13 protein-coding genes are annotated in these 16,592 nt (G+C 52.5%); 2 read left to right on the top strand and 11 right to left on the bottom strand.

Going from position 1 to position 16,592, the window contains the following annotated elements; translation table 11 throughout:
- Positions 1-24 precede the first annotated feature (24 nt).
- Positions 25-1,752, bottom strand: coding sequence for a glycoside hydrolase family 9 protein (locus tag B7989_RS00450; protein WP_088626693.1), 1,728 nt, complete (start codon positions 1,750-1,752; stop codon positions 25-27).
- 218 nt (positions 1,753-1,970) lie between these two features.
- Between B7989_RS00450 and B7989_RS00445 the strand changes: the two genes are divergently transcribed.
- A complete protein-coding gene (locus B7989_RS00445) occupies positions 1,971-2,624 on the top strand; it encodes a porin family protein (RefSeq protein ID WP_088626692.1) in 654 nt (217 codons plus the stop codon).
- Positions 2,625-2,727: 103 nt separating this feature from the next.
- On the opposite strand, the gene B7989_RS00440 is transcribed toward B7989_RS00445, so the two are convergent.
- From B7989_RS00440 to B7989_RS00400, 9 genes are all read right to left on the bottom strand, one after another.
- Positions 2,728-3,171, bottom strand: a complete 444-nt coding sequence (locus B7989_RS00440) for a hypothetical protein (RefSeq protein ID WP_088626691.1) — start codon at positions 3,169-3,171, stop codon at positions 2,728-2,730.
- Positions 3,172-3,194: 23 nt separating this feature from the next.
- On the bottom strand, positions 3,195-4,211 hold the full coding sequence (locus B7989_RS00435) for an N-acetylmuramoyl-L-alanine amidase (protein WP_088626690.1): 1,017 nt from the start codon (positions 4,209-4,211) through the stop codon (positions 3,195-3,197).
- A 183-nt stretch (positions 4,212-4,394) separates the two neighbouring features.
- A complete protein-coding gene (locus tag B7989_RS00430) occupies positions 4,395-5,207 on the bottom strand; it encodes an ABC transporter ATP-binding protein (protein ID WP_088626689.1) in 813 nt (270 codons plus the stop codon).
- Positions 5,197-6,195, bottom strand: coding sequence for an ABC transporter ATP-binding protein (locus B7989_RS00425; protein WP_072800039.1), 999 nt, complete (start codon positions 6,193-6,195; stop codon positions 5,197-5,199). Before B7989_RS00425 ends, B7989_RS00430 begins: the two co-directional genes overlap by 11 nt.
- Positions 6,196-6,206: 11 nt before the next feature.
- Positions 6,207-7,052: an ABC transporter permease gene (locus B7989_RS00420; RefSeq protein WP_088626688.1), complete on the bottom strand. Its 846-nt coding sequence runs from the start codon at positions 7,050-7,052 to the stop codon at positions 6,207-6,209.
- A gap of 2 nt (positions 7,053-7,054) precedes the next feature.
- A complete protein-coding gene (locus tag B7989_RS00415; RefSeq protein WP_233144185.1) occupies positions 7,055-8,413 on the bottom strand; it encodes an ABC transporter permease in 1,359 nt (452 codons plus the stop codon).
- Between the two features lie 35 nt (positions 8,414-8,448).
- On the bottom strand, positions 8,449-10,272 hold the full coding sequence (locus tag B7989_RS00410) for an ABC transporter substrate-binding protein (protein ID WP_088626686.1): 1,824 nt from the start codon (positions 10,270-10,272) through the stop codon (positions 8,449-8,451).
- A 295-nt stretch (positions 10,273-10,567) separates the two neighbouring features.
- Entirely contained in the window at positions 10,568-11,974 is a 1,407-nt protein-coding gene (gene eno, locus B7989_RS00405; protein WP_088626685.1) for a phosphopyruvate hydratase, read from the bottom strand.
- 180 nt (positions 11,975-12,154) lie between these two features.
- Positions 12,155-13,474, bottom strand: coding sequence for a GntR family transcriptional regulator (locus B7989_RS00400; protein ID WP_088626684.1), 1,320 nt, complete (start codon positions 13,472-13,474; stop codon positions 12,155-12,157).
- Between the two features lie 131 nt (positions 13,475-13,605).
- Between B7989_RS00400 and B7989_RS00395 the strand changes: the two genes are divergently transcribed.
- Complete coding sequence (locus tag B7989_RS00395) at positions 13,606-14,754, top strand: glycoside hydrolase family 26 protein (RefSeq protein WP_088626683.1); 1,149 nt, start codon at positions 13,606-13,608, stop codon at positions 14,752-14,754.
- Positions 14,755-14,840: 86 nt separating this feature from the next.
- On the opposite strand, the gene B7989_RS00390 is transcribed toward B7989_RS00395, so the two are convergent.
- Positions 14,841-16,556: a glycosyl hydrolase family 8 gene (locus B7989_RS00390; protein ID WP_233144184.1), complete on the bottom strand. Its 1,716-nt coding sequence runs from the start codon at positions 16,554-16,556 to the stop codon at positions 14,841-14,843.
- Positions 16,557-16,592: the final 36 nt, after the last annotated feature.

Below are 16,592 nucleotides of genomic sequence, written 5' to 3'. Positions count from 1 at the left end.
CCTGTGACCTATGAAACTCAAAAACTACTTATTATAAATCGCTTCGAGGGCGGCAGCGAGGTAAGCCAGCGGAGCATTCCAGTTGATGGCCACTTCATTGGTCGCGTAGCTGCAGCGGTTATCGATATAAGCGAGAGCCGGCTTGTCGGCAGCGGCATAGTTCGGGCACTTCCAATTTTCCTTGCCGTCCAGGTTGATGTCCTGCTTGCCGAGGTGCGGACCACCCACGAGCATTCCCGGCACCGGGTCATCGACCATGTCGGATTCACTCGGGCGATGATGCGGGTTACGCGGGCTCCTGTAACCGAAACCGGTCACATAAGTCATGTCCTGCGGGTTCTTACCGAGCAAGTAGTCGAGGCACTGCTGCGCACCATCCAAGTAACTCTTGTCTTTGGTGAGCAGGTAAGCATGCACCAGCACCATACCATTGTTTGCCATGGCACTATTAGAGCCCCAGTTCCAGCTCCACGGGAATGCGGGCAGGCGGTAGGCGCTCGTGTCACCTACAGTGCGAAGGTTGTTGGCTTCGGTGAGCACAGTCTTCTTGGCGGCAGCAACAATTTCCTTGTCGAAGTCAGCAGAATCCAGTGCCACGCGGAAAGCGGCGAGCATGTTCACGTTGCCCCACCAGGCACCATCGGGTGTGAAGAGGTTGTTCTTCAAGTCATCCTGGTAATACGGCTTCTTGGTGGCGCGGAAAAGTTCTGCGGCGGCCCAGCGGAATTCATCCTTGCCGTCTTCGCCGTCGTGCATGTAGTTGCCCGTCTGCACGTCGGCAGGCTGCTTGTAGAACTGCTGCGGATGCATCTTGGCCCATGCGTAGGCATCTTCGGCAGCCTTGAGTATCTTGTCGGAATAAGCCTTGTCGATATTCTTGTAAACAACGCTTGCCTGGGCCATCACGGCCGCAAAGTCGAGCGTTGCTGTTACATTCTTGAGAATTGCATAACGGGCGTCGCGATCGTTTTCGGGCAATACGCTTCCGCCGAACTTAAGCGTAGTCACCTTGTGGTAAACGCCGCCGTCCTTGTCCTGCATGGTCAGCATCCAGTCCAGATTGTAACGGACTTCTTCCAGGATTTCAGGATATTTCGCAAATTCCCGCGGAATGTTCCAGGTCAGGGAATCCAGATACTTCGGGAAATTCTCGTAAGCCTGCAATAAGGTGAACACGGTAATGCCCGAATTCACAATGTACTTGCCGTAGTCACCGGCATCGTACCAGCCGCGGTCGGACTTGATTACCTGACCGTTGCCCTTACCGCCAGTCACTTTGTCGGTGCCGTAAACGATAACGCGATTGTCTTTGTGGCCTGCAGCGCGAGCCCACTTGCCCGCATACTGGGGTTCCAGCGACATGCTGGCGCGCTGGTAGTAGAACCACTTGAGGCTAGCCTTTACCAAATCATTATAGACGTTCTTTCCCACTACGATGGGAGTACCCACATATTCCTTGCCGCGGAAAAGGCGGTAGGTGCCGGGTTTCTTGACGGCAGAAATATCAAAAGTCTGCACTTCTTCGCCACTGTATTCCCAGTCGTAGACCATGGGGGCCTTGAGTTTCAAGACCGTCTTTCCGTTGAGATCACGAACTTCGAGCCCGTTGGCATCGCTACCGGGGTAAACGACAATCTTTTCAGCATCGGGGGCAAAACCCAGCTGGTTTACAAGGGGACCTGCAAAAGCAGACGAAAAAGACACGGCTACAGAAGCCGCACCTGCTAAAAATGCGCTTTTTGAGAAATTCATACCTAGAATATACCTAAAAACCACCCCCAAAAGTGGGCAAATCCGGTCAATTTGTGTTTTCAGGGGAAACCAAAAAGGGATTTACACGGTATTACACACTAAATACAGCAACCAAATTAACAAATACAAATAAATGAATTTTTCTAAAAAAAAATCTTCCGCTTTCGTAAACTTTTTGTTATATTTCAGTTACTAACCTTAAATCAAGAGGAAAACAAATGAAAAAGTTATCTCTCATCGTTGCTGCTGTTCTGCTTGCAACTGGCCTTTCTTTCGCTCAGGTTCATGTCGGTGGACGCATTGCTGGTACTATGAGCACCCTCAAGGGTGACAACACCGATGACGTTCCTTGGGGTGTCGGCTTCAACGCCGGTGTCGCCGCCAAGTATAACGTCAACGAAATGTTCGCAGTCGTTCCCGAAGTCGGTATCGATTTCCGCCGCATCTCCGATGACGATGGCACCCTCTCCTTCTGGGTCCTGAATATCCCGGTTCTCGCCCGCATCAGCCCGGTTGCCGGTCTCTATGTGGAAGCAGGTCCGACCATCGGCTTCATCCTCAGCGACGACGCCGACTCTGACGAAGGCGACGCTGAAGTAGACATGAGTGGCTACGACTTTAGCATGAGCGATTTTGACATGGATATGGACGCTAGCGCAGGTCCCATGATCGGCAACGAGACCAACACTCTCGAATTCGGTCTCGCTTTCGGCCTCGGCTACTCCGTGATGCCGAACCTCGACGTGAACTTCCGCTTCGCCATGGGCCTCACCAACCTCTACGACGATATCGACATGGGTCCCCTGGGCTCCGTCGAAGTCGATGTGCAGAACATGCAGGTGTCCATCGGTGCAACCTACTGGTTCATGTAATCGAGCCTAAAACGCTTTTAAAGGAGTCCGCATTCGCGGGCTCTTTTTTTATAAGAAAAACCTCTCCAACAGGAGAGGCTTTTTAATACATTAATTTTGACGATTACTCTTCTTTCTTGTCGTCACCGCCGACAGAAAGCTTCGTGTCGCCCTTGGCGATGGAGAAGCCCTTCTTGAGAGCAATCGCCGTGATAGCGATAATCAGAACAATCAGAACGGCGCAGCCGCTCGGCGAAGCAAGGGCGGCAACAGGAGACTGCTGCTTGATTGCTTCCTGCAATTCGGTCTGCAACTTGGCCACTTCGTTATTCAGCGAGTCATTTGCGCCCTGCAGGTGCTGCAAGTTCACCTGCAATTCGCCGGCCTTGGCATTGCAAATTTCCAGGTCCTTCGAGAGCGTCAAAGAATCCTTTTGCAAGTCCAAGATAGCCTTGTTCACGCTATCCCTGTGCTGCTTGAATTTCTTCATCAGCTCCATCTTGTTGAGCTTGGCGTTTGCCTTGTCGGCAGAATCCGGTGTAGCCGGCACTTGTGTTTCTGTTGCCATGTTTTCTTCTTCCTATTTGGGGGTTAACGTTTCTTGCCGCCAAGCAATTGGAGGAGCAACGAAATAATGCTTCCAAGAAGCGAAGGCGCCTTTACCGGGGTGGTTTTGGGCTTGCTCGCTTGCTGTTTTGCGGCGGGTTTAATTTCGGGAGACTTCTTGACTTCGGGAGCCTTGACTTCGGCCTTCGGGGTTTCAACAGGCATTGACGCTTCAGCGGGCTTCTGGGCGGGCTCGGCAACCTTCGTGGCTTCCGAGGGTGCTGCGGTCTTGGTCGCGTCAGCCTTAGCCTCTTCTGCCTGCGGGAGCACATTGGTGCAAGCCGCAATAATCGACTTTAGCGACGGGCCAAAGGGCCAGTCAAACTTGTCCTTTCGTACGTTGGTATGGTAGAACACGCCCTTGAATGCCAACGCCTCGGCATTATTTGCAAACGGGGCGTCGCTAGGCATAAAGTTCATAGGAATGTCATGCTTTCTGCCAAGGTACTTGATAAGGGCTGCCGTCGCAGAGATTTGAACCTCTGTCATGGAGGCAAAATAATCATAGCCCCTGTAGTTCAGCTTGTCGTAGAACTGTGTCTCGGATACTTTGCAGTACTCGTTCTTGTAGGCGTCCACGAGGTTTTCGCCGGAAAGCTTCAAGGGGCCGTAATTGGAAATCTCGATGCCAATGGACTGCTTTGACATGGCACCATTTCCGCCAACGGCGCCGCTACCCAAATGATAGCTCCATTCGGTATCCGGGAACATCTCGTAAATGCGGCCGCTGCGGTCTACCACGTAGGACACCGAAACACAATTGTCTTTTGTGGAAAGGGCTGTCGTATCTGATTTGATGTAGCCGACCGTAAAATGCAGGCAGATACTTTTCTTTGTTGTCTTGGTGTTGTAATAGTAAGACGTGAAATCCGGGCGGATAGAATAAATCTTTATCCCATGGCCAATATCGGTCGTCTGGGTCAGCTTGTACTTGACCCCAGCGGAGTTGGTCAGGTTAGAGAAAAATTCGTCTTCGCGCTTTTGGATGGTTTCCGGTCTCATAAACCCCTTCTTTTTCGCTACAAGGTAAAATAATTCTCTTTTGTATGCAACTCTACATTCAAAATAAACGATAATTTTTAGTACAAAAACGCAGAAATCTCCCAAAAAGAAAGAAACCCGGCTCCTTACGGAGTCGGGTTTTCAAAGATTGCGCTGTCGCCTTACGGCGCCTCGCAATAGCGTTTAGCCTTTCTTAGAGCGATGGCTGTTCTTGATCCATTCGGTCTTGTGGACTTCCGGGATATCGTCAAGCAGCTTTAGCGTGTGCGGTTCGGTCGTGTTGTCGAGCACTTCTTCCGGAGTACCCTGGTTCACGATCTTACCGTCGTGCATAATGAAGATACGGTCAGAAACGTAGTTTGCAAGACCGATATCGTGAGTCACGAACACCACGGTCATCTTGAGTTCGTCTTTCAACTTACGCAAGTAATCGAGGATGTTGGCACGCACGCAGGCGTCCACCATGGAGGTGGCTTCGTCAGCGATCAAGACCTTCGGACGGAGCGCGAAGATACGGGCCAAAAGCATACGCTGCATCTGACCGCCGGAAAGTTCAAACGGGTACTTGCCTTCGATATCTTCGGGCTTCACGTTCACAGCCATCAGGCCTTCGTCCACGCGGCGGCGGACTTCTTCCTTGGAGGGCTTGTCCTTGAGGATGTTCAGGGCGTCTTCCAGCTGGCTACGGATAGTAAAGAACTGGTTGAAACAGCCGAACGGATCCTGGAACACGGACTGCACTTCGTTCCAGTGAGCCTTCAGGTTCTTGATGGGCTTGTCGCGATACAGGAACTGGCCGCGAGTCGGCTTGTAAAGACCGAGCATGATCTTTGCGAGCACGGACTTGCCGCAACCCGAACCACCCACGATGGAGATGAATTCTTCGTCATAGATGTCGAAGGACACATCCTTCACGGCGGTCTTCAGGGTCTTACCGGCACCAAAGTCCTTGCTGATGCGCTTAGCGGAAAATACAATGGGTTTATCAGACAGCATAATCGCACCTCACTTGACGGTCGCCTACAATGCGGATGTTCTGGGTATTCTTCTTGCAGTCGGGGCATGCCTTCTTGCAACGCGGTGCAAAGCGGCAACCCACAATCTTGTTCTTGAGGCTCGGAGGAGCACCTTCGATAGCCACCGGATGACGGGTACGCTGAGAAGCTTCGGTAGAAAGCATAGCGCCCATCAAAGCCTGCGTATAGGGGTGACGCGGGTCCTTAACGACCTGGTCAGCCGTACCGTATTCCACGATTTCGCCGGCGTACATGATGGCGATATTGTCGGCCACGTGGTACAGGAGCGGAAGTTCGTGAGTAATGAAGATCATGGTAGAGAAGATGCCCTTGTCCAAAAGATCAAAGATCATCTTGATCACTTCCTTCTGGGTAGAAACGTCCAGAGCGGAAGTCGGTTCGTCAGCGATCACCATCTGCGGGTTGAGAAGCGTAGAAATACCGATCACGGAACGCTGGCGTTCACCGGCGGTGAGCTGAATCGGGTAGGAGTTCAGCACGCGCTTGGTGTCCATGCCGAACAAGTCAAAACGTTCGCAAAGACGGTCGTAGATTTCCTTGCTGTCGAGCTTCTTGCCCGGCTGCTGGTGGGCGGCGATCACGTCGGCTGCGATGTCCTTGATTTTACGCACCGGGTTCAGGGCGTTGAATGCACCCTGCGGAATCATGGAAACCTGCTGAGCGAGCACGTTGGCACGAACATCTTCGAGCTTGCGGTGCATCAGGGATTCCATGTGGTCACCCACACGAACACGCACGTCACCCTTTTCGGGGTAAAGCGGCGGAATGCACATGCCCATAAGGCCGGACACCAAGGTGGACTTACCGCAACCAGATTCACCTGCGATACCGAGGATTTCACCCTTCTTCATAGAGAAGGAAACATCCGTCACGGCATGGGTCTTGTCGCCGAAACGGCCAAGGTAATAGAGGCCGAGATTTTCTACTTCAAATACATTTTCAGACATTTCGTTACCTCTTATTTGCGCAGACGCGGGTTAAAGACGCCTTCCATAGAAGTATTGATGAGGTAAAGGGCAAACACCGTAAGGGTCACCACCAAGGTTGCCGGAATGAAGGCAATCCAGATGGAGTCGGCAAGAGCGCCGTTGTCCTTTGCCTGGTTCAGGATGATACCGAGGCTAGTCGTATCGACAGGGCCAAGGCCAATCATGGAGATAGAAGCTTCGGAAAGAATGCCCGAACCCACCTGCATGATGAACACCATGAACACGTAAGAGAGCAAGTACGGAAGCACATGCTTGATCACGATCGTGAGCGTGGATGCACCGTTGATGCGAGCGAGAGCGATGTGGTCGCGGCTACGCAGGGAAGATGCCTGGGCACGCACTGCACGAGCAGACCAGCTCCATGCGGTAAGACCGATGATGAGGCCGATCAAGGTGAGAGAACGACCGTCCTTCACGGCAGAGCTGATGAGCACGAGAATCACGAACTGCGGAATCACGATAAAGAGGTTCGTGAACATGTTCAGGACTTCGTCAATCCAACCGCCGCGGAAACCGCCGAACAGACCGATAAGCACACCGATCGTGGTAGCGATGATACCGGCCACAAAGCCCACATAGAGAGAGCTGCGGAGGCCAGCGATCAACAGGGACACATAGTCACGACCCAAGTGGTCAGTACCGAGCAGGTGTTCAGAAGAAGAACCTGCATACGGACCAGCGAGAATGTCACGGGCGTGAGTATCGACGCTGTAGAAGATCGGTCCAAAGAGTGCGATCAGGAGCGTGAGCACGAAGATCGAGATACCGATGACGAACATCGGAGACTTGAGAAGGTTTCTTAAGAGTTTCAACATAATTACTTACCTCCCATTTGGAGACCGGCCTTCACGCGCGGATCGAACACGGCGATGAGCACGTCAACGGCGTAGTTAGCCACGAGCACGCAGGTCGAAATCATGAGCGTACAACCCTGAATCGTTGCGTAGTCGTTCTTCTGGATGGCGTTGAGCATTGCCATACCGAGGCCCGGATAAGAGAAGATCATTTCGGTAATGAGTGCGCCACCCACCATGGCACCCAGGGACTGGGCAAGACCGGTGAGCTGCGGAAGCATAGCGTTACGGAACACGTAGCTGATAATCTTGCCTTCGCGAAGACCGAGCCACTTGGCGTACTTCATGTAGTCAGTACCGAGTTCATAAATCGACATGGAGCGCATACCCGTTGCCTGACCCGAAAGAAGAATCGGGAAGCAGCTGAAGAACGGGAGGATGTAGTACCAAGCGACGCTCTTGATGCAGGTCCAGGAGAAGGTGAGTTCCGGAATGTCGGAACTGTAAGCACCCATAGCCGGGAACCAGCCGAGCGTGATGGAGAACATGGCCACCAGGAGCATACCGAACACGAAGTACGGCACACCGTTCAGGAACATGGCGCAGGGGAAGAACACCTTGTCGAAGATGCCACGCTTGTAAGCAGCGAAGGCACCGAGCAAGTTACCGATAATCCAGCCGAGCAAAATGGTCGGAGCCTGGATGAGGAGCGTCCACGGCAGCGACTTCTTGATTACATTGGTCACCGGTTCGTTGTTCTGGTAAGAGAGACCGAGGTCACCCTTGAACACGTTGGCAATGTAACGGAGGAACTGGGAGAATGCGGAGCTGAGCTTCGGGTCGGTCTTGAGGACGACTTCGTCAACCATCACGGTGTCCTGGCGTTCAGCCTGAACCTGTTCCATGACAGCGACCTGTTCAACCTTGGCGACCTTCTTCTTGCCCTTCTTTTCCATTACGGGCTTGCCCTTGGCGTCGAGCACGGGCTTTTCTTCGAAGACCGGCTTACCTTCGGCGTCAACCTTCTGGCGATCCACCATCTTCGGGGTGCCGTCTTCGTTGACTTCCTTCACAGTCACGAGAACCGGATTGCCAGCATCGTCGAGCTTGGGCACCTTGCGGGTAACCATTTGGCCATTTTCGTCGACTTCCGGTTCATAAATCACGTTGCCCTGATCGTCGAGTTCGGCCATACCGAAGGACACCAGGAGTTCGGCTTTCTTCTTCTGGGCTTCAGTCGGAGAAAGACCCTTACCGGCCTGACCCATGATAATGTCGACCGGGTTGTTATCGCCAAGACGCGGCAAGGCGAAGTTCAATGCCACTGCAAAAACGAAGGTCAGGAGATACCAGAACCCCTTCTGCAGGACATAGCGTAGCATAGGATATTGTTTAAGCATTTGTATTCCTTTAACCTTTATTTAGCAAGCTTTAAGTTCCAGAGGATCTTGGTGCCCGAAGCCACCCACGGCAGCTGAGCCGGAGCGTACGGGTTTTCGGCGGTGGGCCAGTTCGTCCACACGCGGTCGCTGAATTCGTAGAACTGTTCAGGCAGGTAAACCAGCGGAATAGAGGGCTGGTCTTCCATGAAGATCTTGTTGAGTTCGCGGTAAGCCTTTGCGATTTCGACAGAGTCTGTCATCAGAGGTATAGCAGACAACAGTTGGTCGACTTCGGGGCGGAAGCCTTCGGTACCCGGCTGGTTGTAACGACCGATGTTCACACCGGCCCAGGCGCCAAGCGGCTGCCAGTCGCGGCTTGCCATGATTTCGTTGAAGCGGCTCCACGGAAGAGACGGAGTCACGTCAGCAACAGGCTTGTGCATCACGAGGTCAAAGTTGCCAAGACCCATAGCCGGCCAGTAAGAACCGCCGTCCACGAAGCCTTCGCGAATATCGATACCGGCCTTGCGCATACCTTCGACAGCGATCGTCACCATGGCTTCCCAGTCAGTCCAGCCGTTCGGGCTAGTGATGTAGAGAGTCGGGAGACGCTCGCCCTTGGCATTTTCCATGTGGTCCAAGGTACCGTCGTCATTAAACACGGACTTGAAGCCAGCTTCGGAAAGGATCTGCTTCACGGCAGCGAGGCGTTCGGCTTCATCGCTGATGCGGAGGTTCACGCCATACTTGTCGAGGTCTTCGTCGACAATGTACTTGCCTTCGAGGTCCGTCGGCATAATGAGGCCGGCCTTCAGGGTAGAGGTGTAGTTGGAAACAGCGAACTGGCGGAGCGCGTTGTAGTCAATTGCAGTTGCAAGAGCACGACGGAAGCGCTTGTCGTTCAGGGGTTCCTTAAGGGTGTTGATCACGAGCATGGGCATTGCACCCGGGCGGAAGTAAGGCGGTTCGTTCCACCAGGTGTGGACGCCGGCCGAAGCCTTACGGGCAATACGCGGAATGAAGCTCTGGGAGGCATCGAGGTTGCCTTCACGCATAGCAATCGTGTTGTGTTCGTTGTTCTTGTAAATCGGGTGAACAATGAACTTCGGAGCCGGGAGCTTTCCGTCATGAAGGGCGGCATTGCCCCAGTAGTCGTCGCGGCGTTCAAGAATAATCTTGTTCGGGTCGGCACTACGCAGGTTGTACGGACCGGAAACGACCGGGTTCTGATCCATCGGGAGCTTCTTCGTTTCGTCGAGGCCCTTTTCCTTGATCAGCGGTTCAAACACGTGAGACGGAGCGATACGCGTTGCCTGCAACATGTCGCGCACGGTCAACGGGTTGTTACGCTTGTCTTTAGCAACCATGAACGAAAGACGTTCGGTAATGACGCCATCGGCACCCTTCAAGGAGTCGATATGGATTGCAGAAATCTGTTCGGTAGAGTTGATGGAACCGCGCAGGAACATGAAAGTCACGTCCACGGAGGTCACCGGCTTGCCATCGCTCCACTTGGCGGCGGGGTTCAAGTCCACAACGATAGAGTCGTTATTGGAGAGTTCCTCGACCAAGGTACCCAGAAGGGGTTCAATCTTACCATTCAGGGAGTTGTACGTGATGAGCGGTTCGTACATCAGGTTGAAACGTCCGCCCACCGGCCAGGAAGCCATCCAGCTTTCGGCTAGCGGGTTAAAGGAACCCGGAGCGTCGTTCTGCTGGCCCGACAAGTATAGCGTCTGTTGACGGGGAAGCGCACCACCCAGATCACCTTCCGAAGAAGCGTCGCCGCAACCCGAAAGGAGTGCACCGGATGCCGAGAGCGCAAGCGCCGTCCTGGCAATCGATTTAAGTCCAATCATGTGTGTCCTCTTTTATGAGCTGTAATAAGCTTTATGTGAAAAAATTCTCTCGTAATATAGATTTAAAAGATTTGTTTGTTCCTTCGATTTTCAAAAATAGTGTTTACAATCGTGCTTTTAAGCGCAAGGCGGCAGTCCTTGCGGCTATTGATGTTTACGGAAATTTACACTCACTAGAAACAAACCCATTTTTTCGTATTTTGCACAAACTAACGCTCGTTACATACAAAAGAAAAACCGCCCCGGTCGTTAACCAGGAACGGTTTCTCTTAGTAAATTCTATTGGTTTAAGAAATTACTTCTTGCAGCACTTCTTGCAAGCGGCCTTCTTAGCAGGGGCCTTGCAAGCCTTGCGCGGGTCACCGGCGTACACGGCAGCCTTGCCGAGTTCTTCTTCGATGCGGAGCAAGCGGTTGTACTTGCAAACGCGGTCCGTACGGGAGAGAGAACCGGTCTTGATCTGGCCAGCGGCGGTACCGACGGCGAGGTCAGCAATGAAGGTGTCTTCGGTTTCGCCAGAGCGGTGAGAAACGATCGGAGCATAGCCTTCGTTCTGAGCGCGCTTGATAGCAGCGAGAGTTTCGGACACAGAACCCACCTGGTTCACCTTGATGAGGATAGCGTTGGCGATGCCAGCCTTGATGCCTTCGTCGAAGATGGTCGGGTTGGTAACGAACAGGTCGTCACCCACGAGGTTGATCTTGCCGCCGAGCTTGTCGGTCATGACCTTCCAGCCAGCCCAGTCAGCTTCGTCGAGACCGTCTTCAATGGAGAAGATGGAGTACTTGTCGATGAGCTTTTCGTAGAGCTTCACCATGTCGGCAGACTTTACAGTCTTCTTGGTGCTCTTCTTGAAGGTGTAGGTTTCCGGCTTGCCAGCCTTGGTGTTCTTGTCGCAGAATTCAGAGGAAGCAACGTCAAGAGCGATCTTGATGTCAGTGCCGAACTTGTAACCGGCATTGGTGGTTGCAGCCTTCAAAGCGTCGAGAGCCTTTTCGAGGGTCATCACGCCAGTGATTTCGTAACCGAACTTGTTCTTAGCCGGCTTGATAGAAACGCCAGGAGCGAAGCCACCTTCGTCACCAACGGTGGTGTCGAAGCCGGCCTTCTTCAACACAGCCTTGAGGGCGTGGAAGATTTCGGTGACCATCTGGAGGCCCTTGGAGAAAGTCTTTGCGCCAACCGGAGCGATCATGAATTCCTGGAAATCGATCGGAGCGGAGGAGTGAGCACCGCCGTTGATCACGTTGCACATCGGGCACGGGAGCGTGAGCTTCTTGGTGCCATGGAGCTTGGCGATGTACTGGTAAAGCGGAAGGCCAGCGTCCTTAGCGGCAGCAACGCAAACAGCCATGGAAACGCCGAGGATGGCGTTTGCACCGAGCTTGTTCTTGAGCATGCGGTTGCCGTCGAGAGCGATCATGGCGTCGTCAACTTCAGTCTGCTTGGACGGATCCATGCCGATGATCTTCTTAGCAATCTTGGTGTTCACATTCTTCACAGCAGTGAGAGTGCCCTTACCGCAGTAAGTCTTCTTGTCACCGTCGCGGAGTTCGCAAGCTTCGCGTTCGCCGGTGGAAGCACCACTCGGAACAGCAGCGTGACCAACGATACCGTTGTCAAGAGTAACATCGACTTCGAGAGACGGATTGCCACGGGAATCCAGGATCTGACGAGCCCAAACTTTAGCGATTTTAGCCATTTTATTAACCTTCTGTTAAAGTGAAAATTTTTGTGCCTTAAATATAAAAAAGTGGTTAGTGATTAGTGGTTAGTGGTTAGAAAAAATGTGAAGAAAAAGGGGAAAGCCTTCCCCTCGTTCGCATCCTGTTACTCACTACCCCTTCTAGCGGGCTTCAGACGCCAGCCCGTAACGCCCGGCTTATTTTTCCACGACAAGCCCCGAAAGTTCCCTAAAATCGTCTTTTTTATACAAAGTAACACCAGGGGATACCAGGTGGAATACGGATTGTTCGGCAAGGGCATCCAAGCTGAACTCGAAGGAATCCAGACGGTTGCGGTAACTGTCGTTAGAATTATCAAACGATACCATGTAAGGCGGGCGTTTGAGCTTACCCTGCTCCACAAGCGACAAAATTTCCACCCCTACCCTATCGTTAGACACGACCCACGCATCTACAGGCGGAATCTCTTTCACCAGCTTAAGCAAAATACGGCTAAAATGTTCATGCGCCCCCTTCTCCTGCATAAAATCAAAATGGCTCGCATGGCTCGCATCGGTCGCCTCGACTACATCGAGCCCCACCTTCTTGAGCCCTTTCAGGCGGTCCCTCGACCACATGCTCATGTGGTAAGGCGAAATAAAGGCGACACGTTCCATTCCCTTTTCTTTCAAGAAATGCCCCACCGCGCGCCCCGGGAAATCGCCAAAGGCCAAATTGAAGAACGCGTAGCGCTTTTCTTTTTTCAACGCGCGGGGAATGTCATACAGCGGGTGCTCCCACCACACCGAAATAGGGAACCGCGTGCAGGCAAGCAGGGCAAAGAGTTTGTTGATGTTGAACACCAGCATGGTCGAAACGACGGCACCGAAGTATTCGCCACAGTCCTCCAGCCGAACCCGGTTTCCGGCGGCATCTAGAAAAAGGCCCTCTTTTTCATAATACCCGAGCGCCTTGACTTTAAGTTTGTTGCGGCGTGCCTCGGCGTACACCTTCTGCATGAACGTCAGTTCACGTTCGCCAAGCCCGTTAAAATCCCCGTTCGGATTGCAACGCATAATCAAGAGGATTTCCTTCAAGTTGGACGCAGACGACCTTGTGTTCTTGAAGTAGTAACGCCCGCGGCCCTTGCGGTCAAGCACTCCCCTTTCACGCAGCATTTCAAGGGTACGGCTCATGGAACCCGATGTGGTCCTGTAAACTAAGCACAAGTCCTTAATCGACGGTAGCGTACTGTCTACCGAAATCTTGCCGGATTTCCAGTCTTCTAAAAGCAGGCGCTCCAGGCGTTCGGTCTCGTGCTCGCTTGCGTCTACCACGATTTCGGGCTTTTGGCCCCAAAAGTAACCATTACCGTGCTCTCCGTAGATTTTCCCTTGTTCTACCAAGCGCTTGTACGCCTGGAAGATCGTAAAGGTCGAGGCATGCAATGACGCAGCCACCTTGCGCACAGATGGAAGCCTTGCGCCGTCCTTGAATCCGGACGATTCTATCCACTTGCAAAATTCATCGACAGTCATGGAGCCTCCGTTATAACACTAGATACACTTTAATACAAATATAAACAATTAAATCGTCTTTCACAAAATCCCGAACATATCTTTAAAACGTAAAACAACATTACCGGCGTTTAACGCCTATCGGGGTTTATATGAACAAGAAACTATTCCTCTCTATGTGTGTCGCACCTGTCGCGGCCATGGCATTCCAGGTCGGCGCATGGGTCGGTGGCCCGGGTCAGTATCCGCAGCCCACGCAGCAGAACGTGCAGGCGTTCCAGGATTTGCAGGGCACGCATCTCGACCTTATCAGCTACTTTGCACTTTTCGACATCAACGACTGGAACGCAACCGAAGAATACGCCAACGTCGCCAAGGAAAACGGCTCCACACTGGTGGTCACTTGGATGGCTAACGGATACGGTGCCCAAGACTTGGTCGACGGCAGGGCCGACGAATACATCCGCGATTACGCCAAGGGCGTCAAGAATTACGGTGAAGAAATCTGGCTCAGGCCCCTCCACGAAGCAAACGGCGACTGGTACGACTGGGGCGTGGGTAAAGAAGGTGCCGGCAACACCGACGCAAACGTGGCCGAAGCATTCCGCCACATCGTGAAAATCTTCCGCGAAGAAAATGTCGAAAACGTCAAGTGGGTCTGGACCACTAACGCCTCGAACGCAGGAAAGGGTTCCACGCTTACCGGCAACTACCCCGGCGACGAATACGTCGACTACATCTCCATCGACGGCTACAACTGGGGCAAATGCCAGAGCTGGTCCAGCTGGCAGACTTTCACGCAGGTATTCAAGAAGGCCTACAACGCTCTCGCGAATATCGACAAGCCACTCTTCATCGCCGAAATCTCCAGTTCCGAACTCGGCGGGAACAAGGCCGAATGGATTACCGACATGTTCGAGCATTTTGTCACGGACTTCTCCCGCGTTTTCGCGGTGATGTGGTTCAGCCAGAGCAAAGAAGCCAACGAAGGCGACTGGGCGCTCAACACCTCGCAGGCCGCCGTTGACGCCTGGAAGGCCGGCATCGCCAAAATGAAGGCTTTGGAGAGTAACACGGCTATCAAGCCTACCGGGAGGGCTGCCGGCAACTCCTTTCGCCTGCAAGACGGCAAACTCTACATGCAAACCGACAAAGCATTAAAGGCAAGCGTCGTGCAGTTCGACTACCAGGGGCGTATTTTGTGGCAGAGCGCCGTACAGCACTTCACCCCGGGCGTACACGCTATCGATGCACCCGAGGCAAGTACACGAAGCATTTACAAACTTTCTATTAAGCAATAATCATCAATCCAACCCAAACAACAAAAAAGTCCCGGAAGATTTTCCTTCCGGGACTTTTTATATACAAGCCTTAAATAGAAGCTTTACTATTTCACAACCTTGTATGCCTTGTTGCCGACAATGACAAGCATCGGGCCCGTTTTGGCGAGGCGGACTTCCTGGGTCGAAGTTGCAATCTTCGATGCAGTCAGCACGCGACCGTTGAGGTCAGTGACCGTATACTTGGTGCCTGCCGGTGCGTTTTCAATAACGATTGCGCTGTTGGTGGACCACACGCGAACATTATTGTTCAAGGCAACCGTTGTGCGAATTGCAATCGTAGTATCCGGGTTGGTAACGGTAGAATCAGGGTTGGTAACAGTAGAATCATTACCCGGGCCAGTCTGGGCGGCAGCCTTGATGGTCGCCTTGTAGAGCTTGCAACCTTCGAAGTAATCCACCTTGTCGCCGTCGTTATAGGTCACGCCGTTGATTTCGGTTTCGTTAATGGTCTTTTCTTCAGATTCGACATTCGGCTTCGGCTTCCAAATCTTGAAGGTGCCGCTCAAGTGGAGCATGGCAAGGTAATGCACCAGGCCATCGTAGTAGCGGTACTGACCGGTCATGAACTTGGTATCCCATGCCAACTCCAAGTTTTTCTTGACGGCGGCATCGTACTTGGAATCATTAATCAAAGCCATGGCCGCAACGGCATTTGCACCAGCTTCGCCCTGCGTATACTGTTCCTGCGGATTAGAGCCATCCCAGTTAAAGCGGGCGTGCTTGTAGCCATCCTTTTCAAAGAAATCGATAATGCGGCGGGCCATTTCTTCTTGACGAGCAGAATCAACACCGAACAGATAGTAGTCCATACCGAAGTTCATGGCACAGCGCATGGCATCGTACATGTACTGTTCTGCATGGGCATTGTAGCTCACACCGTGCGGAGTACCGTCAAAGTTGTTGTAATCGCTGAACAAGCCGGACTTCGTGTTAGAGGACTTGTACAAGTGATCGCGGGTTGCCTTTGCAGCCTTGCTCCACTTGTCCTGATTGGAGGTGGACCAGCGGGCGAAAAGGTCAACGTATGCCGGCAAGTCGTAAGACGGGTCGGAGAAGTTGTTTTCGTTACCCTGCGGCTGGAATGTAATCACATAGTGTTGCGGGTTGAAAAGGCTATGCTGGCCGTTGTCCCACATCTTTTTCAAGATGTACTGGGCATCTTCCATGTACTTGCTGTCGTTCCAGCGGTTGGCTGCGAAAAGCAAAGACATCATAAAGTACATTTCGCCATCAGGTGCGCAGTTGTCATCGCCACCAGTACCGCTGTCGTTACGCTGCCATGCGAAATAGCCGTCCCAGCCGCCACTTTTGTGCCACATGTGGTTCTTCGCCCAGTTCCAGAGCTTGTCGAATTCTTCTTTGTGACCCGTCTGCACGGCAATCATCATGCCGTAAGACATGCCTTCGGAACGGACATCGTTGTTGTTGATGTCCTTGATGTAGGCTTCGCTACCCTTGTCATAATAAACCTTGGAATTATCATCACCCTTAAAGTAATGATTCCAAAGGGCATCCATCTTTTCCTGAATTTCGGCGTCAGTCTTGCCCAAAATCTTCTTGAACGGGCTTTCGTAATTACCCGTATAATAGGCACCGGAATAGTTTTTATCCTTGTCGCAATCCGGACCGTAATAGGCTCCGTTTTCGTCAAAGAAGGTTCCCGCGTAGGTTTCTGCAGCCATCGATGTGGTGGTCGCGAATGCGCCAAGGCATGCGGCAGATGCCAAAATGCCGGCAAAGGATTTCAGGTGTTTTTTCATTTTCACTCCCATTAGTGTTTTGTTTTTACCCTTTAC

Origin of the sequence: Fibrobacter sp. UWB5 (assembly GCF_002210295.1) — a bacterium.
Classification (GTDB): domain Bacteria; phylum Fibrobacterota; class Fibrobacteria; order Fibrobacterales; family Fibrobacteraceae; genus Fibrobacter.
This window is presented reverse-complemented; position numbering and strand designations above follow the sequence as displayed.